Source organism: Methanogenium sp. MK-MG, from assembly GCF_009914725.1.
Lineage (GTDB): Archaea > Halobacteriota > Methanomicrobia > Methanomicrobiales > Methanomicrobiaceae > Methanogenium.
Map to the genome: position 1 here is coordinate 48,504 of NZ_JAAAWJ010000001.1, position 18,426 is coordinate 66,929.

General features: G+C 51.9%; 23 protein-coding genes, 1 tRNA gene and 1 pseudogene. 17 read left to right on the forward strand and 8 right to left on the reverse strand.

The genetic code is table 11. The features are described 5' to 3' along the window. Positions 1-6: 6 nt before the first annotated feature. From MKMG_RS00255 to MKMG_RS00300, 10 genes and pseudogenes are all read left to right on the forward strand, one after another. Positions 7-89, forward strand: a tRNA-Ser gene (locus tag MKMG_RS00255). A 52-nt stretch (positions 90-141) separates the two neighbouring features. After that, positions 142-366 (forward strand): HypC/HybG/HupF family hydrogenase formation chaperone, encoded by a 225-nt coding sequence (locus MKMG_RS00260; RefSeq protein WP_165074256.1) that lies wholly within the window; start codon positions 142-144, stop codon positions 364-366. Then, a complete protein-coding gene (locus MKMG_RS00265) occupies positions 366-707 on the forward strand; it encodes a hydrogenase maturation nickel metallochaperone HypA (RefSeq protein ID WP_165074258.1) in 342 nt (113 codons plus the stop codon). The genes MKMG_RS00260 and MKMG_RS00265 overlap by 1 nt, the downstream gene beginning before the upstream one ends. After that, on the forward strand, positions 704-1,702 hold the full coding sequence (gene hypE, locus MKMG_RS00270; protein ID WP_165074260.1) for a hydrogenase expression/formation protein HypE: 999 nt from the start codon (positions 704-706) through the stop codon (positions 1,700-1,702). Before MKMG_RS00265 ends, hypE begins: the two co-directional genes overlap by 4 nt. A gap of 120 nt (positions 1,703-1,822) precedes the next feature. Further along, a pseudogene (locus MKMG_RS00275) lies at positions 1,823-2,002 on the forward strand (hypothetical protein); the annotation flags it as partial. A gap of 37 nt (positions 2,003-2,039) precedes the next feature. After that, a complete protein-coding gene (locus MKMG_RS00280) occupies positions 2,040-3,329 on the forward strand; it encodes an amidohydrolase family protein (protein WP_165074264.1) in 1,290 nt (429 codons plus the stop codon). Between the two features lie 194 nt (positions 3,330-3,523). Next, positions 3,524-3,838 (forward strand): DUF167 domain-containing protein, encoded by a 315-nt coding sequence (locus tag MKMG_RS00285; RefSeq protein ID WP_165074266.1) that lies wholly within the window; start codon positions 3,524-3,526, stop codon positions 3,836-3,838. 258 nt (positions 3,839-4,096) lie between these two features. Then, positions 4,097-4,960 (forward strand): DNA primase DnaG, encoded by an 864-nt coding sequence (dnaG, locus tag MKMG_RS00290; protein ID WP_165074268.1) that lies wholly within the window; start codon positions 4,097-4,099, stop codon positions 4,958-4,960. After that, positions 4,957-5,301: a hypothetical protein gene (locus MKMG_RS00295; RefSeq protein WP_165074270.1), complete on the forward strand. Its 345-nt coding sequence runs from the start codon at positions 4,957-4,959 to the stop codon at positions 5,299-5,301. The genes dnaG and MKMG_RS00295 overlap by 4 nt, the downstream gene beginning before the upstream one ends. Positions 5,302-5,471: 170 nt before the next feature. Then, entirely contained in the window at positions 5,472-5,771 is a 300-nt protein-coding gene (locus MKMG_RS00300) for a UPF0058 family protein (RefSeq protein ID WP_371415175.1), read from the forward strand. Between the two features lie 5 nt (positions 5,772-5,776). On the opposite strand, the gene MKMG_RS00305 is transcribed toward MKMG_RS00300, so the two are convergent. Both MKMG_RS00305 and tes read right to left on the reverse strand, forming a co-directional pair. Further along, positions 5,777-6,568, reverse strand: a complete 792-nt coding sequence (locus tag MKMG_RS00305) for a RimK family alpha-L-glutamate ligase (RefSeq protein ID WP_165074272.1) — start codon at positions 6,566-6,568, stop codon at positions 5,777-5,779. Positions 6,569-6,629: 61 nt separating this feature from the next. Beyond that, complete coding sequence (gene tes / locus MKMG_RS00310) at positions 6,630-8,132, reverse strand: tetraether lipid synthase Tes (RefSeq protein WP_254059024.1); 1,503 nt, start codon at positions 8,130-8,132, stop codon at positions 6,630-6,632. A 217-nt stretch (positions 8,133-8,349) separates the two neighbouring features. Between tes and MKMG_RS00315 the strand changes: the two genes are divergently transcribed. Genes MKMG_RS00315 through argF form a run of 4 tightly spaced genes read left to right on the forward strand, consistent with a single transcriptional unit; the run spans position 8,350 to position 11,573 of the window. Then, on the forward strand, positions 8,350-8,841 hold the full coding sequence (locus tag MKMG_RS00315) for a CDP-2,3-bis-(O-geranylgeranyl)-sn-glycerol synthase (RefSeq protein ID WP_254059025.1): 492 nt from the start codon (positions 8,350-8,352) through the stop codon (positions 8,839-8,841). Beyond that, entirely contained in the window at positions 8,835-9,350 is a 516-nt protein-coding gene (gene pyrE, locus MKMG_RS00320) for an orotate phosphoribosyltransferase (RefSeq protein ID WP_165074276.1), read from the forward strand. Before MKMG_RS00315 ends, pyrE begins: the two co-directional genes overlap by 7 nt. Positions 9,351-9,384: 34 nt before the next feature. Beyond that, a complete protein-coding gene (purD, locus tag MKMG_RS00325; RefSeq protein WP_165074278.1) occupies positions 9,385-10,671 on the forward strand; it encodes a phosphoribosylamine--glycine ligase in 1,287 nt (428 codons plus the stop codon). Then, positions 10,668-11,573, forward strand: coding sequence for an ornithine carbamoyltransferase (argF, locus tag MKMG_RS00330; protein ID WP_165074280.1), 906 nt, complete (start codon positions 10,668-10,670; stop codon positions 11,571-11,573). Before purD ends, argF begins: the two co-directional genes overlap by 4 nt. Positions 11,574-11,588: 15 nt before the next feature. On the opposite strand, the gene MKMG_RS00335 is transcribed toward argF, so the two are convergent. From MKMG_RS00335 to MKMG_RS00360, 6 genes are all read right to left on the reverse strand, one after another. Next, a complete protein-coding gene (locus tag MKMG_RS00335) occupies positions 11,589-11,870 on the reverse strand; it encodes a hypothetical protein (protein WP_165074282.1) in 282 nt (93 codons plus the stop codon). 62 nt (positions 11,871-11,932) lie between these two features. After that, positions 11,933-12,169, reverse strand: a complete 237-nt coding sequence (locus tag MKMG_RS00340) for a hypothetical protein (protein WP_165074284.1) — start codon at positions 12,167-12,169, stop codon at positions 11,933-11,935. 13 nt (positions 12,170-12,182) lie between these two features. Next, positions 12,183-13,676, reverse strand: coding sequence for a methanogenesis marker 14 protein (locus MKMG_RS00345; protein ID WP_165074286.1), 1,494 nt, complete (start codon positions 13,674-13,676; stop codon positions 12,183-12,185). An 86-nt stretch (positions 13,677-13,762) separates the two neighbouring features. Continuing rightward, positions 13,763-14,947: an argininosuccinate synthase gene (locus MKMG_RS00350; protein ID WP_165074288.1), complete on the reverse strand. Its 1,185-nt coding sequence runs from the start codon at positions 14,945-14,947 to the stop codon at positions 13,763-13,765. Between the two features lie 75 nt (positions 14,948-15,022). Then, positions 15,023-15,223, reverse strand: a complete 201-nt coding sequence (locus MKMG_RS00355) for a hypothetical protein (protein ID WP_165074290.1) — start codon at positions 15,221-15,223, stop codon at positions 15,023-15,025. Positions 15,224-15,282: 59 nt separating this feature from the next. Continuing rightward, complete coding sequence (locus MKMG_RS00360) at positions 15,283-15,870, reverse strand: flavin reductase family protein (protein ID WP_254059026.1); 588 nt, start codon at positions 15,868-15,870, stop codon at positions 15,283-15,285. Between MKMG_RS00360 and MKMG_RS11625 the strand changes: the two genes are divergently transcribed. The 3 genes from MKMG_RS11625 (at position 15,869) to MKMG_RS00370 (ending at position 18,411) form a co-directional block, all read left to right on the forward strand. Further along, the gene (locus MKMG_RS11625; RefSeq protein WP_256366045.1) at positions 15,869-16,003 is read left to right on the forward strand and encodes a hypothetical protein; all 135 of its coding nucleotides are present in this window, start codon (positions 15,869-15,871) and stop codon (positions 16,001-16,003) included. The genes MKMG_RS00360 and MKMG_RS11625 overlap by 2 nt on opposite strands. 75 nt (positions 16,004-16,078) lie before the next feature. After that, positions 16,079-16,264, forward strand: a complete 186-nt coding sequence (locus MKMG_RS00365; RefSeq protein ID WP_062398771.1) for a YegP family protein — start codon at positions 16,079-16,081, stop codon at positions 16,262-16,264. Positions 16,265-16,431: 167 nt separating this feature from the next. Then, positions 16,432-18,411 (forward strand): beta-propeller domain-containing protein, encoded by a 1,980-nt coding sequence (locus MKMG_RS00370; RefSeq protein ID WP_165074294.1) that lies wholly within the window; start codon positions 16,432-16,434, stop codon positions 18,409-18,411. Positions 18,412-18,426: the final 15 nt, after the last annotated feature.

Here is an 18,426-nt window from a genome sequence, read left to right on the forward strand (position 1 = left end):
ATATGGGCCGGGATAGTCTAGCCCGGAAAGGCGGTGGCCTTGAAAGCCACTGGTGTTTCACCTCAGGAGTTCAAATCTCCTTCCCGGCGCTCAATAATCATTTTTCATATCACACTACCGGTGTGTTCAGGAGGAGAACATATGTGCATAGCAATACCGGCTGAAGTGCTCGAAATCAAAGACGGCAACATTGGGGTTGTTGACTACGGCGACCTGAAACAGGAAGTCCGTATTGACCTTGTTGATGTTGAAGTTGGCGAGTATGTCCTTGTCCATGTTGGATTTGCAATCCAGAAACTGAGCAGGGAAGAGGCACTGAAGACGCTCAAGGTTTTTGAAGAAGTGTATGCGGCAATGGAGGAATAATGCACGAGTACACGGTTGCATATGACATATATGCAACGGCACGCCGTGCCGCCACCGAGAATGCCGCAACCAGGGTACGTAAGATCTCAGCTGATTTTGGCGAGATGAGTATGATCAACCCGGAACAGGTCGAATTTCTGTTTTCTGCCCTCTCTGAGGAGGATGAACTGTTTCAGGGCGCAGTGCTTGAATATCGGAATATTCCGGTGAAGACTGCCTGTTCATGCGGATATGAAGGCAATGAACGGTATGTCTGTCCGAATTGTGGAAAACTTCCGAAGATTGTTTCAGGACGTGAAATATCTGTGACAAATATTGAGATAGAAGTTGATGACGAATGAAAGTCAATTTGATGCATGGCGCCGGCGGCGCAGTCTTTTCTGAACTGCTTGGTGAGACGCTAACAAAGTATACCCATAATAACGCAGGCGGTATCGGGCTGGAGGCACTCGACGATGGTGCGGTGATTCCCCTTGGGGACACCAATCTGGTATTTACCACAGACAGCCATGTCGTAAAACCACTCTTTTTTCCCGGTGGCGATATCGGGAGAATTGCGGTGTCCGGCACCGTAAACGATCTGGCGATGATGGGTGCACGGCCGGTGGCCCTCTCCTGTGCGATGATCATCGAAGAAGGGTTTGACATTGAAATCCTCGAAAAAATCGTCGCGTCGATGGATACAGCCCTGGGCGAGTGCGGTGCAGCCATTGTGACAGGCGACACCAAAGTGCTTGAGCGGGGTGCGATAGATGGTATTGCCATCAACACCGCAGGTGTGGGTGTGGCTGAAAAACCGGTGCGTGACTGCGGCCTTCAGCCGGGTGATGTGATCATTGTGAGCGGCACGTTAGGCGATCACGGCATGGCGATCATGGCCCACCGTGAGGGCTTTGATCTCGGTGAGCAAATAGTATCAGACGTTGCCCCACTCTGGCCGCTGGTAAAAGCCGCCCTTGCGGCAGGTGACATTCACGCAATGAAAGATCCGACCCGCGGCGGGTTCTCCAATGCCATCAATGAGATGGCAGAGAAGTCCGGTGTGCAGGTGCGCATCAAAGAAGATGCCCTCCCCATCCGGCGCAGTGTGAGAAGCGCCTCAGAACTGCTCGGGATAAACCCCCTCGATGTGGCAAATGAAGGCAAGGTCGTGATGGGTGTCGCACCGGAAGATGCAGCAGCCATCCTCGCTGCCATCCGGTCACACCCGGAGGGCAGGGATGCGACCATTATAGGCGTTGTGAAAGAGGGCACATCCGTTATTCTTGAGACCTCTATTGGTGGAGAACGCTTCATCGAGGCACCCATCGGCGATCCTGTCCCGCGGGTCTGCTGATACATCCCTTTTTTTTATATTTCTGCTGAATCTATTCCGGCAGAATGAAGAAATCCGGCGTCAACTACTCACGACTAAAGTCGTGGGCTTCCTGCCTGCTTTCTTCGTGAAGGCAATTACAAGGTGATCAACCAGGAGACGGCCCGCTACCTTGAAGAACATAAGGGATATGCCTTCATCAACCGTGAATCAGACCTCGGGGTGCCCGGTCTCAGGGAGGCAAAACTCCGGTATTACCCGCACCATTTTGCAGAAGTATGGTATGCAGAAAAAAAAGATATCCTGCGTGCCCCTGAATGAGGAACAATGACTTATGAGAACAACCAGAGTATAAATAATGTCTTCTGACGCTGAACTGGTGCTGAAAGGGGCACTTTTGCCTGACGGGAGAGTGGCGGACATCTCCATTGCGGGCGGCAAAATAATTCATGTCGGGGCTGCCCGCCGGGCCGACCAGACGATTGACTGCACAGGCCAACTCTGTCTCCCCGGTGCTGTTGATATGCATGTGCATATGCGGGGCGGGGCAACACAGGGATACAAGGAGGACTGGGTGTCCGGGTCACAGAGTGCGCTTGCAGGGGGAGTGACTGCGGTCGTCGACCAGCCGAATACCATCCCGCCCCTGACCGGCACCGATGCATTCGGGGCACGTGTGGCAGAGGCCACGCGGGATGCATACTGCCGGTTTGGAATAAACGGGTATGTCTCGGGCGAATCGGATATCACCGGCCTCTGGGAGGCAGGCGCCCTCGCCTTTGGCGAGACCTTCGCTGCCGCCTCCAGTTATGGAGGTGCCGTCTCTCCCAAAGAGCTTGCACAGGTATTCCCCGTTATTGCAGACCTGGGCGCGCTTGTCACGCTTCACTGTGAGGATGTGCTCCCCGGGGATGACACCTCACTTGCAGCGCATGCAGCGCTCCGCCCGGAGGAGGGTGAAACAACATGTATGGAGATGGTGGCAGCACAATTCCCCCCGGGTTTGTCCGCCCATTTCTGCCATCTCTCCTCCCCTCTGAGTGCGGCGGCGGCCATGACGGCTCTGCCGGCATCCTTTGAGGTGATGCCCCACCACCTCTTTCTCTCCATTGAAGAGCACGGCACGGTTCCGGAGGGGTGCTGCAAGGTAAACCCGCCTGTTCGTTATGAAAAGACCCGCAAGGCGCTCTGGGAGATGTGGGATGCCATACCTGTCATTGCATCCGACCATGCGCCCCATACCGCAGAGGAGAAGTCGCAGCCGTTTTCTGCGGCGCCCTCCGGCATTCCGGGCGTAGAAACGCTGGTGCCGCTCCTTTTGGCACAGGTATACCGGGGCAGAATTGCCCTCTCCTCGCTCCTCGAGAAGGTGGTGTATACACCTGCACATCTGCTGGGCATCCCCGTATCAACACTGTTGCCCGGCGCTCCCGCAGACCTGGCCCTCTATCCCCGGCAAAAGACCGAGACTATCACGGCAGACCTGCTCCATTCCCGCGCCGGCTGGACACCCTATGAAGGAATGCAGGGGGTATTTCCCGGTATCACGTGCGTTGGCGGCCACCTCTCCTACCGGCGCAACGAATTTTCCCGTAGAGACGACCTGTGGCTACCCGGCAGAGGTTATAAGTGCACACAGGCAGAATAATAGTTAGCTGACACACTGCACATCAATAGGTCCCCGGGTGATCGATTGGCAAAGTTCTGGATATGATCCATGGGACAACCCAGGTGTGCAACAGGCGGCCTGACAATGGGTTTAGAACAGGTGATGGACGGCGCATGCCACATATGATCCATGTTTGTTAATGTCAGGTCACAATTTACATATATTTGATTTTTATGACATCAGCAGCATGTGCCATGGAGAACGGGGATGGCTGTGTCTATTGCATGCTTGATGTGCATGCAGGTGCCAAAAGGGACGCATTTCCCGCGGGAGTAAATGTCTGGCGTTCTGCTGTCGGATGCAGTATTCGTGCGCCGCCTGTTGAAGGTAAAGCGAATAAAGCGATTGTAAAACTTGTTTCATCTGTTCTTGGTATCCCAAAGTCGTCCGTCACCATCGTCAGCGGCCAGACGTCGTCTGTGAAACGGGTCTGTATTACAGGCATGGACAAAGCTGCGCTCGTGAAGACTCTGGACAACCGTCTTTAGCTGATGTGGGATGGTTGTGTGCGCGGGCCCGAACATTACCTGATCCGGTGGTTCCTTTCTCTGGTCTCATTTATCTGAAGTATTTTTCTGACCCATACGGACTACATACACAGTATCGACCATCTGCGTGACACATCTTTGTATCAGATTTCAATTCATTTATATAGCGGCGGACAGTAATTACAAATATGCTGACGCAGTCGCTACCGCAGGACTACGCAGACATGGCATTTTCATTATTATTCGGAGGATTATTCAATGCATTCACAGGATACAACAAAGTATCTCATACACATGAAGCTCGAAGCAGAGGGGGTGGTGCAGAAGTCTGATGTTGTCGGCGCCATCTTTGGCCAGACGGAAGGCTTGTTGGGAGAGGAACTTGACCTCCGTGAGCTTCAGCGCACCGGCAGGATGGGACGGATAGACGTCCAGATAGCGAGCGTAAAAGGTGATACGAAGGGGGATATCCACATGGCCTCATCCCTTGACAAGGCCGAGACTGCCATTGTCGCGGCATCCCTGGAGACCATTGACCGTGTCGGACCCTGTTTTGCACGGGTAAATGTTGACCGTATCGAAGATATCAGGGTCACGAAACGCCAGAAAATCATCAGCCGTGCCAAGGAACTCTTAATTGAATCATTTGATGAAGGGTCTATTAACACAAATGAGATTATGGACTCTGTCCGGGAGTCCTCACGTATAGAGAAAATAATCGAAGTAGGTGAGGAGAAACTGCCTGCAGGTCCCAATGCGCCGGGTTCCGATGCCATTATTGTGGTCGAGGGGCGCGCGGACGTCATCAATCTCCTGAAATATGGGATAAAGAATGCGATTGCAGTTGAAGGAACCAATGTTCCGGAAACAATTATCAGTCTCTGCAGCCAGAAGACGGCAACGGCATTTGTCGATGGTGACCGGGGCGGCGACCTGATTCTCAGTGAACTGGTGCAGGTGGCAGAAATTGATTTTGTCGCCATCAGTCCGCGGGGCAGGTCTGTGGAGGATATGTCCAGAAAAGAGATCATCAAACCTCTGCGTAACAAGATACCGGTTAATATATCAGCAATAAAGACGGTGAGGTGGACATCCCTGAACTGCATCACAGGATGGATATGATCGATTCGGGCACGCGGGAACGGGCACGCAGGCACAGGGAAGAGGTGCGAATCCAGAAACAGCCAGGGTCCATGGAGTGGCATATGGCAGAGGTAAAAGAAAAACATACTGCCCGGATTCTCTCGGAAAAACGGGATATTCTTAAAGAATCAGATGCGGATCTCGTTGATGATCTGCTCATGCACATACCTCCTGACGGGCATGGCCTGATCATTGACCGGATGGTGGATCAGAAGATCGTTGATTATGCGTTTTCTGCTGATCTGGAATACATTGCAGCACCGGATTTTTCCGGGATTGTTAAAAAGCCGGTGTCCATGAAACTGATAAAAATCTCCTGATCACGGGTCATTTATTGTTGAATTGGCTTAATCTGCCGGTTCTGTCCTTTTTTTGTCATGCTCCAATACCTTAAATGCATAAACAGAGATACAGTATACTACATGACCGGTGGCAGAAAGTCATCCCTTCATGGATGATTTCTTTGTGATGCATCAGTAAGATTGGACGGGTGAGTGAGAGACAAGTGCACAAGGAAGAGTTAATCAGGCTCCACAAGATTATGGCAGAGATTCGGGACAGTTTCGAGGAAGATAATCCTGAGAATGATTTTTCGGAATATTACGCCCTGAAAATTGATCCCAGTCAGGTTCATAAAAGCAAAATGGAGCATAAACACGCAATCTTTATTCTCGGCCAGGAGATTGCAGAGATTATGAAAGACAATGAACATTCAGCTCCGAACCGTATCGCTGCACGCATGCGTGAACTGGCACAGCGGACGGAAAAAGAGATTGATTCTCTCTCCTGAATCAGTTATTTTTTTATATCTTCTCCAATGAGGTATTCTGCGAGAAGGGCGGGTATGGGTGCTTCCATACAGTGCCAGTTCGGCGTGCCGTTGACTTCAAGAACTGTATAGCTGTTGCCCCGTTCCAGCAGATCGACACCGCAGTAGTCAATTCCGACTGCCCGGGCAGCAGCTCCTGCAACCTCTTTCATCGCATCCGGCAAATCCATCAGTGCAGCCCCTGTCCCGCCCTGGTGGATATTGTGGGCAAAGGTGTCAGAGACACGGACAATGGCACCGACAGCAACGCCGTCAATAACAAATACCCGATAATCACGGTCATTTTCTATGTATTCCTGAAGATAATATGGCCCTTCAGGGAGTTCACTTGTGTCGGTGAACGGGAATATTCCATTCCCGTCATACCCGTAGAGGGGTTTGTAGACTGCCATTTTATGACGGGAAAGAAACCGCTCTGCCTCAGTGAGTGAACCGGTGAATATGGTCTTTGGTGTCGGGACACCTGCCGCCAGCAGACGGGCGGTGGTCTGTGCCTTGCTTGCACACACTGCAATTGCGTACGGGTCGTTAACCATTCTGTTTGTAAGCCCAAGAGCGCTGATGACTTCAAACTGGACTCCGTCCTGTCTGATGCCGCAGACCCAGACCGTTTCTCCTGAAATTTCATGTGAGAAGGGGTCTGTCGTGTCCAGATCAAGCAGTGCATACGGGTAATCCCGCTCTTTCAGTGCGCGAATGACCATCCCGGTGGAGTTGTCTTCCGGCGTGTCGGTTGGTTTTGGAACAATGTATATCATCGGTGTAGTCCGTGTGATAGAAAAAAAAGAGTTTTTTCGTCCTTGTGTGGCGCCTGTTTCTTTAGATGATGGTGTCAGGATCAACAATTTCATCTGTTGTGACGATGGGCTGTGCATATCTTTGCCATATTTCTTCCCGGTATACAGGACCGCTGTTGTAGGTGCAGAAGGGAATAAGTGTCCCGTCCGGGGTGGCATAATGGATACAGCAGCGCTGCACACGTGCCGTGTCGTAATTGAAGTTATCCATGAAATGCATGGTGCCTATAAAAAGAGCATTCAGGTGGAACTTTCGCAGTGCCGCAAAATCATGCTTGACAAGAGTCTGTGCGATTATTTTCCAGAAAAGGGTGTTGCTGCTGACTTTGTTGTCTTTGAGAGAGACTCTCATGTCATTGATGCCTTCGATGAGGGTCTTGTACTTGTTCAGTGACCCGTCACCGTGGTTCAGTTTCTCTTCCATATGTCTGACGGCATCAAAGAATTCGTCCACATCAATCATTTCATTAATCGGAATAATTCCATCTTCTGTGACAAACCCATAGGTGGCAGCCCCGCAGTGCTGGTGGGTGGTGAACCTCACCTGTGGCTCACCGGTATAGGTCTCGATCAGATCAGAGAGTGGCAGCACACAGGGCACCGGGTAGAAGTAATCCTTTTTAATTACCCCCCCTGTCTGTTCCTCGATTCTCTCGACAAGGTCGGGGATGGTCACCCGTTCCTTTGCCACATTCTCTGCCGAGGCAGCACCGGTGAATGCCACCGGCTGATAATTTACGCCACGGACAACATCGACATTGTCTGCTGCAAACCGTATGATGTCTCCGACTTCGTGATCATTTCTGCCGTTGATGATGGTCGGTACCAGCACAACCCCCAGATTTGCTTTCCTGCAGTGTTCAATTACTTTTTTGCTTATTTTTATAAGTGGATTCGTCTGTCGGGTGACCCCGTCAAAATGCAGATAGAGGGTGCTCGTTCCTGCTTCAGCAAGATCTGCTGCGTACTGCGGGTTCTGTGCTATTTTGATACCGTTTGTGGCAATCTGTATCTGGCTGAATCCCATCTCTCTTGCTTTTTTAATAATTGCAAAGAGATCATCCCGCATGGTAGGTTCGCCACCGGAGAACTGCACCGCCGGAGCCGGCACCGGTTTCTGGTCCCGCAGCATCTGCAGCATGCTCGTCACCTCATCAAAGGATGGTTCATAGACATAGCCGCAGGCATGGGCGTTTGCAAAACAGAAATCACAGGCAAGGTTGCAGCGGTTTGTCAGGTCAATATTTGCAAGCAGGGTCCCTGATTTATGGTTGCTGCACAGGCCGCAGTCCAGCGGACACCCGTCTGCCGCTTCTTTCTGAGGATTGTCGATGCCAGGTCCTATTCCCTCGAAGAGATCAAATTTCTTATACATCTCTGCATCGGACCAGTAGAGATCTTTACTGACGCCATGTTCAGGACATTCCCGCACGATGTATATCATTCCATCCTCTTCTATTACATCTGCCGGCAGGATTGCCCCGCATTTCGGGCACAGGCTTGTTGTTTGTTTTAATGCCACCATTGAACATCACACTGGGTTATCATTTATTTAAAATTAACCAACATTCTCTATTATCCATCCCGTCTGTATTAAGGATTGTTTTTCAGACAATTTCTGTGTTTAACAGAGATCCGATACATTAATGATCTCTTTCAGTCTTATATTCTTGTACTTCCGGGGAGGTATTGGCATCGGTATATATGACATTCTGTTTCCTTTACTCCTCGCTTTCTGGATTATGATTCCTGCCTATGTCCCGAATTCGGCGGCTGCTGTGTTCGGCGGCGGAAGACCGATTGACGGCGGGAGGAACTGGCGTGACGGGAGACGAATGCTGGGCGATGGAAAGACCTGGCGGGGTCTTTTTGGCGGTGTAATGTCCGGAATCTGTATCGGGATGATTCAGGTGGCAGCTGAGCCCTGCCTTGGCCTCTCGCTTCTGACACCCCCGGTGGTGGTCTGCCTTGCCGCAGGCGCGCTCCTGGGGGATATGGTGAAGAGTTTTGCCAAACGGCGTCTCAACAAGACCCGCGGAGAGGAATGGCTGATTGCCGATCAGTATGATCTCGTTTTCGGGGCATTTGCCCTGCTTTTGATCGTTAACTTTGAGTGGGTCATCTCCACTATCACCCCTCTCATACTGGTCTGGATCATCATCCTGACTCCGCTTCTGCATCGCGGAGCAAATATTATTGGCTATCTCATAGGAGTGAAAGACGTACCATGGTAGATAATGCAGTGAAAGAATCCCTGATAAAATACGGGGCAATACAGTTCGGTGAGTTTACGCTCGCTTCCGGAGCAAAGAGTTCGTATTATATTGACATAAAAGAGGCAGCGACCCAGCCCGCACTGCTTGCGGCAATCGGCTGTGCCATATCAGAGCAGGAATCATTTGACTGTGTCGCGGGTGTTGCGGTCGGTGCGGTGCCCATTGCAGTGGCCGCATCCCTGGCGTCCGACAAACCCTATGCCATCATACGCAAGGGGGAGAAGGAGTATGGCGTCGGCGGCACCATCATTGGTGATGTGAAAGGGAAGCATGTGTTGCTGGTGGAGGATGTGACAACCTCCGGTGGCAGTGTCATCTACGGCATCGGTGCACTGCGTGCTGCCGGTGCAGTGGTCGAGACTGTCGTGACCGTTGTGGATCGTGAACAGGGGGCATCCGCCCGTCTGGCTGATGCCGGAGTGACCCTGGTCCCGCTCGTCCGTGTCTCTGACCTTCTCCGTCAATAATAACCTTTTAGCAGTCTGCTATGCAATGATAGGTATGAAAATTCTTGTTGTGGGTGGAGGTGGCAGAGAGCATGCGCTGGCTGATGCCCTTTCACGCAGCAGCAACGTTGAAATCTATTCTGTAATGAGGAAGGAAAACCCCGGTATCGCTGCACTCTCTGCAGATGTGTACATCTGTACAGAGACGGACATCCACCGGGTTGCTGACTATGCAGAGGCGCATGGGATTGAATACGCGGTTATCGGTCCTGAGGCACCTCTGGAGGCAGGCCTCGCCAATGAACTGACTGCCCGCGGCATCTCCTGCATTGGTCCACAAAAGGAAGCCGCACGGCTTGAGACAGACAAGGAGTTCTGCCGGAACCTGATGCGCGACCATGGGATTGAGGGTTGTCCGGGATATCAGGCATTCCATGACCCCGGGGAGGCATGCAGGTATATTGATGCACATGATGCAGACCTTGCCATAAAGCCGATTGGCCTGACCGGTGGCAAAGGGGTGAAAATAATGGGTGAACACCTCGACTGCGCGGGTGCAAAGGCCTACATCCGTGAGATTGGAGGAGAGGTGGTACTCGAAGAGCGGCTCATCGGAGAAGAGTTCACCCTGATGGCGTTCGTTGACGGCACGCATCTTGTGCCAATGCCCCTTGTCCAGGACCACAAACGAGCGTATGAAGGGGATGTCGGTCCAAACACCGGTGGAATGGGATCGTACTCCATGGAAGATCATTCGTTCCCGTTTGTCACTGATGCAGACCGGAATCGGGCATTTGCCATTATGGAGAAGGTCATTGCTGCGCTGAATGCAGAAGGTCTCCCCTATGTCGGTTTCCTGTATGGTCAGTTCATGAATACAACAGACGGGCCAAAGGTGATTGAGTTCAATGCACGGTTTGGTGACCCCGAGGCGATGAACCTGCTTGCGCTTCTGACATCTGACTTTGCAGAGATACTTGTCAAAATGGCAGCGGGCACACTTACACCGGCTGACGTCTCCTTTGCACAGCAGGCATCGGTCTGTAAATATCTGGTGCCGGAAGGCTATCCTGACGCGCCGCAGAATGGGCAGCGCCTCAGCATTGGTGATTATGGGGATGCGAAACTATTTTTTGCAAATATTTCCCTTAAAGAGGGCGTCTATTATACCCAGACGTCCCGGACTCTTGCGTTTGTCGGCCTCGGTGACAGCCTTGCAGAGGCTGAGATGCAGGCACAGCAGGCCGCAGAGTCGGTAACAGGTGCTGTCCGCTACCGCCGCGATATCGGTACCCTGGAAGTCCTTGAGAAGCGGATTTCCCACATGAGGGATATCAGATGAAACGCGATGTCCTCTCCATCCGGGATCTCTCCCGCACTGAACTGCATAAGGTTGTGGATCAGGCTATCCATCTCAAAGCCCTGCGCAATGCAGGTACTGATCATGCTCTTCCCCGGAAGAACACATTGGGTATGATCTTTGAGAAGGCGTCCACCCGGACGCGCATATCCTTTGAAGTGGGGATGTTTGAACTGGGAGGGCATGCCCTTTTTCTGAACCCGAATGATATGCAGCTGGGTCGTGGGGAAGAGGTGCGGGACACCGCCCGTGTTCTCTCACGGTATCTCTCCCTCATCATGATCCGTTCCTACCGGCATGAGACGGCAGTTGAACTGGCAAAGTATGCTGATATTCCGGTCATAAACGGCCTGTCTGACCGCGAGCACCCCTGTCAGATCCTGGCAGACATTATGACGATGAAAGAGGAGTTCAAAACAACTGAAGGCCTCCGGGTGGCCTACATCGGTGACAGCAATAATGTCTGTAACTCCCTTCTCCTCGCAGCACCGATGGCAGGCTATGAACTGGCAGTTGCATCCCCGGACGGATTTCAGCCGAAAGAGGAGATACTGCATGAGGCAGATCGTGCGGGAGTGCGGTATGAAGTATATACATCTCCTGAAGAGGCAGCGTCAGGTGCGGATGTCATATATACAGATACCTGGGTTTCAATGGGGAGTGAAGGCGAACATGATAAACGGCTTCGCGCCTTTGCGGGGTTCACTGTGGACAAGGCACTGATGCAGAAAGCCGCTGACCATGCAAAGGTGATGCACTGTCTGCCTGCCCATCGGGGAGAGGAGATCTCCGGTGCAGTGATGGACGGGCCGTCCTCACTCATATGGAATCAGGCTGAGAACCGTTTACATGCTCAAAAGGCACTCATCATGATGCTTCTCTGAGTAACAGTTCTTTGGTTAATAATCCAGCAGCTTCATAAAATCAATAATCGGCCAGTCACCGCTTTTTTTTGCATCCTCAATGATCAGGATCATATCTTCCAGGATTTCATCATCCCCCCTGGGTGACGTGCCCTGCAGAATGTTTTCCAGTGCCTTATGCTGGTATATCTTGTGCTGAAGCCTGACATCACGGTGGCCGACTACTGCCACAAATGCATTGCACTTCGTGTCAAAGGTGATTGAGATGATGGCGTCGACGTTGACATAATTATTTTCGATAGACTTTACCCACACCATTATGAACAGAGTATTCGGGATGCAGAATAATAGGGTTTTGGAATTTGTTTTAAAAAAAATACTCAGTCGGTCCCTGATATATAGGCTTCCAGCCGGTTATAAAGGTCTTCCTGCACTTTTTCGACGACTTCCCGTGTACCACGGAAGGCAAGCAGTTCCCGGGTGTCCCCTTCCATGTTTGCAAAGTAGAGCTGCCGTTTTCTCATGACCACTTCAACGTCATACTGTTCTTTAATTTCATAGATCATGCTGCGGGGAACGCCCGGAGGTATGATAAGGTCAAATTTATCGTCTGTCATGGTATTTTTCCATTCACTTTCCAATCTTCATGCGTCTGTTCATGATACACGGCCCGCCGCGTACTCCCCCAATTGGTTCTTTGGGTTTCCCGAGGGAGAGCATGCAGCGTCCCATAAGTGCCGCACCGCGTGCCAGACCGTCATCAACAAAGATGACATGGTCATCAGGTTTTTCAAAGAGACCACGTGCTGTGATCCCTTCCATAATGATCTCCGGCTTTCTGCCGGATATCGCTGCCCGCCCGGTGAATCCGATGGATGCGTTCGGGGGTATCAGATTCTCTTCTGCTGCGACATCCACGAGGCGCAGGGCCATTCGTGCACAGACATGGTCGATAATCTGTGTAAGGACATCTTTCCCATGATTTCTATATATATCTGCCCCAATTTCTTCCAGTATGTCTTCTCCGCTGTAATCTCTGCCGCAGTCACAGCCGATCATCGCGATGCCGGATTTCATGGCAATGTCAGCACAGACCGGCACCTTGCCGAAGTGGTTGCGATCAGGTGGGACAATCCGGATGTCAATATTTTCATGGATCTGTCTCTCATATTCCAGGACTATCGCGGTCTTTTTCCTGGAGAGACCACCTACAATGCTCTTTTCTCCAAAGAGGTCAAGGGCCGTTCCCTTCCCTTCCTCTACCAGCCCGGTGCCGCGGACGATTGCGTCGGGGATGGCGCCTGCAAGACCGCAGAAATTGCCGATGGTCCGCGCAAAGGGATATTCGGCCTTTGGATCGACGTAACCGGTGATTCTGCCGTCCAGAGTGGTGCCGAAATCAATGGAGAGACAGGGATTTCTGAAGTCAACAGAGGTCCATTTTGCACCTTCCTTCATTCCTGCCATCGCGAGTTCCCCCTCCATCTCGTTTGCAACCAGTTCAACTCCTGATGAACCGATGGGGGGAGTGACGCCTGCCACCGTACCGCAGAAGGTTACTTTGTCTGCAAAACTGAATGCCTGCAGTTTTTTCGGGAGATTCTCTTTTGACATGGGGGGGGTCATCTTCTTTGGCGGTACGCCTGCCATCAGACACCCGTTTGCCAGTGACTTAACAAAGTCACCGACCTGGTCAGGGGAATCCATTGCGGCGACCACACCTGTTGAGCGCACCACAAAGTCCAGATCATCCTGTATGGAGAGTCCTGCGTCTTTATGGCATTTAATCAGGGTATCCCTGACGAGTTCTGCGACAGACTCTTTTGTGATAGGCGTCCCGACAAGGGTCGTACCAAATACCTCTTCTCCGGGTTTGGGCAGCCGGACGTCACGGCTCATCGATACCGTTTTATGAATAATATAGGAACGCCCGGTCTCCATGTTTGTGCCGGTCAGGATGCATTTGGTGGTGGTATTGCCCATTTCAACAGATGCAACGATAAAATATGGCTTCACGCGGTATTCCGGTTTCTGAAGCCCGGCACCCTGTCCAGACACCGGCGGAGGGGGGCTCTCAACAATATTTGGTGTTGGTTTTTTAAACCGGTCGAAAAAGGCACACATGACAGACCGTTTCCGGTTATCTGATGTTATATTTATCGATACCACCGGGCAGCAGGTGAACCAAAGAAAAAAGAAGAAGATTTGAGTTATTTTCTGAGCTGTGCGAGTAATCTGGCCTGGAAACCATAGTAGGCAGAGAAGCCGACTGCATCATTCTGGTCAATTGTCGTACTCTCAAAGGATACGAGATCATCAGAATAGATGGCTTCCTTTGCGCTTCTTCCGACAACCGTCACACTGCCTTTATAGAGCACGACGTCAACGGTGCCGGTGACCCGTTCCTGTGTCTTGTCGACAAAGGCGGAGAGTGCCGGGAAGAGCGGTTCATCCACAAGACCCATGTATCCCAGTTCAGACCATTTTTCATCCACTATCGACTTGAATGCCAGTTCCTGCCGGGTCAGAACCAGGCGTTCAAGGTCAGCGTGCGTTTTCAGAAGCACCGTTGCTGCCGGGTGTTCATAGACTTCACGGGCCTTGATACCTAAAATCCGGTCTTCTATCATGTCATTTCTGCCGACACCGCAGGCACCTGCAATATCATTCAGTCTCCTGATGAGTGCATACCCGTCAAGGCGTTCGCCGTCCAGTGAGACGGGCACACCGTTCTCAAAGCCAATCGCCAGTTCGCGTGGTTCATCGGGTGCTGCAGAGGCCGATACGGTCCATGCATAGATGTCTTCGGGGGGATGAAATGCCGGGTCTTCCAGCTTTCCGCCTTCAATGGACCTGCTCCAGCAGTTCTCATCGACGGAATATGGTTTATCCTTTGCGACGGGTACCGGAATGCCGTGCTTTTCAGCATATTCCATCTCCCATTCACGTGTCAGGTTCATCTCACGCATTGGTGCGATGATATCAAGACCTGCCTTGCGGAAGATAAAGTCAAACCGCAGCTGGTCATTGCCCTTCCCCGTACAGCCGTGGGAGACGGTGGTCGCCCCTTCTGCCCGGGCGATTTTTACGATTTCTTCGGCTATAAGCGGGCGTGCAAGGGCTGTTCCCATCGGATAGCCTTCATATGAACCGTTTGCCTTGATTGACGGGAAGAGCTGTTCTGTAACAAACCGCTCTTTGATGTCTATGGTGTAGTGCTTGTCTGCAATGAGTTCACCTTTCTCGGTTGCCATCCGGATGTCCTTTTCCGGCTGACCCACATCGACTGCAACGGTAACAACGGTGTCAAACCCATACTGTTCTTTGAGGAGGGGTACACAGATTGATGTGTCAAGGCCTCCGGAAAATGCAAGAATTACTGTTCCCTTTCCCATGATTGTATTCTCCTGTATATCTTAAATGAATGATTCTGCTTCTATATTATGCGTCAGAATGTGTATAAAGTCATATCATTCCTGCGGATTATTTTCTTCATCCTCCCAGAGACGAAATCCACGAAGATACGGCAGTATTGGTATGCATCCGGCAGGTTTTCCGGGGAAACCGCACCAGTTTTCCTGTAGCCTCTTCTTCCGTGTGAGAGAGAGAGAGAGAGCCCTGTGGCACACCTCCCCGGATGCCGGGAGGGGCGGGAGATGATCTGGTGCCATGTGGACACACGCATACTGAGGAGGTATGTCCCATTACTCCCGGTCACCGGGGTACTGGATCAGGGTTCATACACATTCCGCCTGAACTTCATCCCGGATGAGAAGGCCCTGCCTGCAGGTTCCCCGATGTTGTAATAGGTCTTCTTCTGTGAATCATACAGAAGCGGCCGGACCAGACTGATATCCGGGATTCCGTCTTCCCCGCAGGCATCCTCATCTGCGAGTATCGAGAGAATTTCACCGACAATAAGGGTGTGCGAACCGATGGGCACCAGGTTGCGAGCCCTGCAGGCAATTGCAATCGGGCATTCTTCAATGTACGGGGCTTCAATGATGTCGCTTTTTACCGGTGTCAGACCGGTTTCCTGAAATTTATCCAGATTTCTTCCTGAAGCAATGCCAAAGAAATCCGTCTCTTCGACGAGTGCTTCAGATGGAATACAGACCATAAACTCTCCATGTTTTGTGATATTTTCCCAGGTATACCGGGTCTGTTGTATACCGAGCGAGATGCAGGGAGGTTCAGAACAGCATATGCCGCCCCATGCTGCGGTCATTGCATCCGGCCGCCCGTCACTTCCATACGTACAGATGATAAGCACCGGGCCGGGGCAGAGAAGCGGCACCGGGCTGATGGATTTTTTCATGCACCACATAACTGGCGGTATCCAGATAATCTTTGTGCTGTCAGGCTACCGGATGATGAAGATACAGAGGTCCGGTCTGCGCTACAGCGGTCACTCTCTTTGTGCAGATCTGATGGCAATCCGGAAAAAATGATGCCTTCTGCTGTGGCAGGCCCGAATTTCGGCGAACCTTTATATAGTGATATTCCATATGAGGGGTAGTGTTTACATGCCTCATGGGAAATTTGAAATTTATAAAGACCGCTCCGGGGAATATCGGTTCCGTCTGAAGGCAGCAAATGGGCAGACCATTGCAATCGGTCAGGGGTATTCCTCCAAAGCGTCCTGTATGAAAGGTATTGCGAGTATTCGAAAAAACGCTCCCGATGCAGAGATTATTGAACTTGAACTGTAACACCTGAACGAGAATCGGGCATCTCTTTGCACATCCCCCCCCCCGCGAGTCCCGGACGTTTCTGTTTTCCGGTTATATGTTCAAAAATATTCGAAGTCAAAGATACTTAATTATCCTTCATTCTCCAATAGAAGCACATTCGGGCATACCTGAGTGTGGTGTAAAAAATGAATGAGAATGTAATCCGGGGACTGCTGGGTGCCGGTATCGTGGTTATCTGTGTAATCATCGGTGCAGGGATTCTTGCAGAACGGCCTCCTGAAACAGAGAATGGAACCGGGATGCAGGTATTTACCACGGCATCCGATCTGGCTGCATATCTGGACAGCATGCCACAGGCAGAGAATGGGTATACAACCGGTTTTATGGGTATAATGGATGACAACTCCCGTTTTGCTGCACAGGAAGCAGCTGTAGATGGTGCAATGCCGCCGGTCCCGCAGGCATGGAAAGGCGCAGCATCCGTGTCAGGGGAGGCGGAGGAGTATTCATCCACCAATGTCCAGGTGGCAGGAGTTGATGAAGCCGATTTCATCAAAAATGACGGGACATACATATATCTTATCAGCGGTGGCCGGCTGGTGATTGTGAATGCCTATCCACCCCTCGGTGCGGGAATTATATCTGAGACACCGCTTTCCGGCACTCCCTCAGCACTCTTTCTCTCCGGTGACCGGCTTGCGGTCTTTTCATCGGTCCGTGAAACTGTCTTTATTCACCCCGAAGGGAGTGCGGCCCCCGTCCCCAACACACGGGATGTAACGCATGTCTGTGTGTATGATGTCAGTGACCGGAAAGCACCGGAAATCGTCCGCGATCTGACGGTGAGCGGCACATATTATGACGGCCGCATGAAAGGGGATGATGTCTTTCTCTTTACCCGTGAACCGGTATCCCGCTACGGTGATACGTTGCATATGCCGGAGGTGCGCGACGGTGACACGCTCATTGCACAGCCGCCGGTCTCTGTGCCGGATATGCCGGGATATGCCTGGCAGTTTACCACCGTGACCTCCTTTGATATCCGTGACGGGACGGTTACCGATGCAGAATCATTTTTGCTGGGATACGGGACCACGCTCTATGTGTCTGAAGACAATATCTACATCGCCTACGAGTGGCAGCAGCCATATTCACGGGGAGGATGGGACGGGTTTAACGAGGTGCCTGCAGATGCCCGTGAACAATCAGTGGTCCACCGGTTCTCTGTGGAAAACGGTGATATTTCCTATGCGGCCACCGGCACATTCCCCGGCACGCTGCTGAACCAGTTCTCTCTGGACGAATACAACGGCAACCTCAGGGTGGCCACCACAGTCGACGACTGGACGCGGGATACGCGGGTGCAATACAACAATGTCTATGTCCTTGGCCCTGACCTTGCCATTACAGGAAAACTGGAGTACATTGCCCCGGATGAGAGAATCTATGCGGCCCGGTTCATCGGTGACCGGCTCTACCTGGTCACCTTCAAACAGATGGACCCGTTCTTTGTCATCGACCTTTCAGACCCAAAGAGGCCTGCTGTCCTCGGCGAACTGAAGCTGCCCGGCTACTCTGACTACCTGCATCCGTATGACGATACCCATATCATTGGCATCGGCAAGGAGACGGTGGCAAATGAGTGGGGCGGGTTTACCACCGGCGGCCTGAAGATGGCGCTCTTTGATGTCTCTGATGTGAACCACCCCACCGAGGTTGACACGGTGGAGATAGGCCTTCCGGGCACAGACTCTGAAGCACTGCACGACCACAAGGCGTTTCTCTTTGATGCATCGCGGGGCATTCTCGTCCTTCCGGTGCATGAGATTGTGAAGGTGCCGGTCACTGGCAGATCATATGATGCATACTCAACAAAATACTGGCAGGGTGCCTATGTCTATGGTCTGACACCGGAGACAGGCTTTGTTCTGAAGGGGACGGTGACGCACAACGCAGAGCCACAGTCCGGGTATTACCGGGGATCGCCTGACTCTGTTCTGCGGTCTCTCTTTATGGATGATGTGCTCTACACCGTTTCACGCACCAAGCTGGTGATCAGTGGTCTGGAGCACCCGGAGATGGTGTATGGGACGATAAGCCTTCCATACGGCAGCGAACGGTATGGTGGCGGCTACTGGCCGATTCCGGAACCGCTGTCTGACTAATCCGGTGGGATAAAA

Bases quoted from the DNA above. Each gene is read 5' to 3' on its own strand.
- MKMG_RS00260 (WP_165074256.1), top strand. From the start codon at position 142: ATGTGCATAGCAATACCGGCTGAAGTGCTCGAAATCAAAGACGGCAAC.
- MKMG_RS00265 (WP_165074258.1), top strand. From the start codon at position 366: ATGCACGAGTACACGGTTGCATATGACATATATGCAACGGCACGCCGT.
- hypE (WP_165074260.1), top strand. From the start codon at position 704: ATGAAAGTCAATTTGATGCATGGCGCCGGCGGCGCAGTCTTTTCTGAA.
- MKMG_RS00280 (WP_165074264.1), top strand. From the start codon at position 2,040: ATGTCTTCTGACGCTGAACTGGTGCTGAAAGGGGCACTTTTGCCTGAC.
- MKMG_RS00285 (WP_165074266.1), top strand. From the start codon at position 3,524: ATGACATCAGCAGCATGTGCCATGGAGAACGGGGATGGCTGTGTCTAT.
- dnaG (WP_165074268.1), top strand. From the start codon at position 4,097: ATGCATTCACAGGATACAACAAAGTATCTCATACACATGAAGCTCGAA.
- MKMG_RS00295 (WP_165074270.1), top strand. From the start codon at position 4,957: ATGATCGATTCGGGCACGCGGGAACGGGCACGCAGGCACAGGGAAGAG.
- MKMG_RS00305 (WP_165074272.1), bottom strand. From the start codon at position 6,568: ATGATATACATTGTTCCAAAACCAACCGACACGCCGGAAGACAACTCC.
- tes (WP_254059024.1), bottom strand. From the start codon at position 8,132: ATGGTGGCATTAAAACAAACAACAAGCCTGTGCCCGAAATGCGGGGCA.
- MKMG_RS00315 (WP_254059025.1), top strand. From the start codon at position 8,350: ATGATTCCTGCCTATGTCCCGAATTCGGCGGCTGCTGTGTTCGGCGGC.
- pyrE (WP_165074276.1), top strand. From the start codon at position 8,835: ATGGTAGATAATGCAGTGAAAGAATCCCTGATAAAATACGGGGCAATA.
- purD (WP_165074278.1), top strand. From the start codon at position 9,385: ATGAAAATTCTTGTTGTGGGTGGAGGTGGCAGAGAGCATGCGCTGGCT.
- argF (WP_165074280.1), top strand. From the start codon at position 10,668: ATGAAACGCGATGTCCTCTCCATCCGGGATCTCTCCCGCACTGAACTG.
- MKMG_RS00335 (WP_165074282.1), bottom strand. From the start codon at position 11,870: ATGGTGTGGGTAAAGTCTATCGAAAATAATTATGTCAACGTCGACGCC.
- MKMG_RS00340 (WP_165074284.1), bottom strand. From the start codon at position 12,169: ATGACAGACGATAAATTTGACCTTATCATACCTCCGGGCGTTCCCCGC.
- MKMG_RS00345 (WP_165074286.1), bottom strand. From the start codon at position 13,676: ATGTGTGCCTTTTTCGACCGGTTTAAAAAACCAACACCAAATATTGTT.
- MKMG_RS00350 (WP_165074288.1), bottom strand. From the start codon at position 14,947: ATGGGAAAGGGAACAGTAATTCTTGCATTTTCCGGAGGCCTTGACACA.
- MKMG_RS00355 (WP_165074290.1), bottom strand. From the start codon at position 15,223: ATGGCACCAGATCATCTCCCGCCCCTCCCGGCATCCGGGGAGGTGTGC.
- MKMG_RS11625 (WP_256366045.1), top strand. From the start codon at position 15,869: ATGCACCACATAACTGGCGGTATCCAGATAATCTTTGTGCTGTCAGGC.
- MKMG_RS00360 (WP_254059026.1), bottom strand. From the start codon at position 15,870: ATGAAAAAATCCATCAGCCCGGTGCCGCTTCTCTGCCCCGGCCCGGTG.
- MKMG_RS00365 (WP_062398771.1), top strand. From the start codon at position 16,079: ATGCCTCATGGGAAATTTGAAATTTATAAAGACCGCTCCGGGGAATAT.
- MKMG_RS00370 (WP_165074294.1), top strand. From the start codon at position 16,432: ATGAATGAGAATGTAATCCGGGGACTGCTGGGTGCCGGTATCGTGGTT.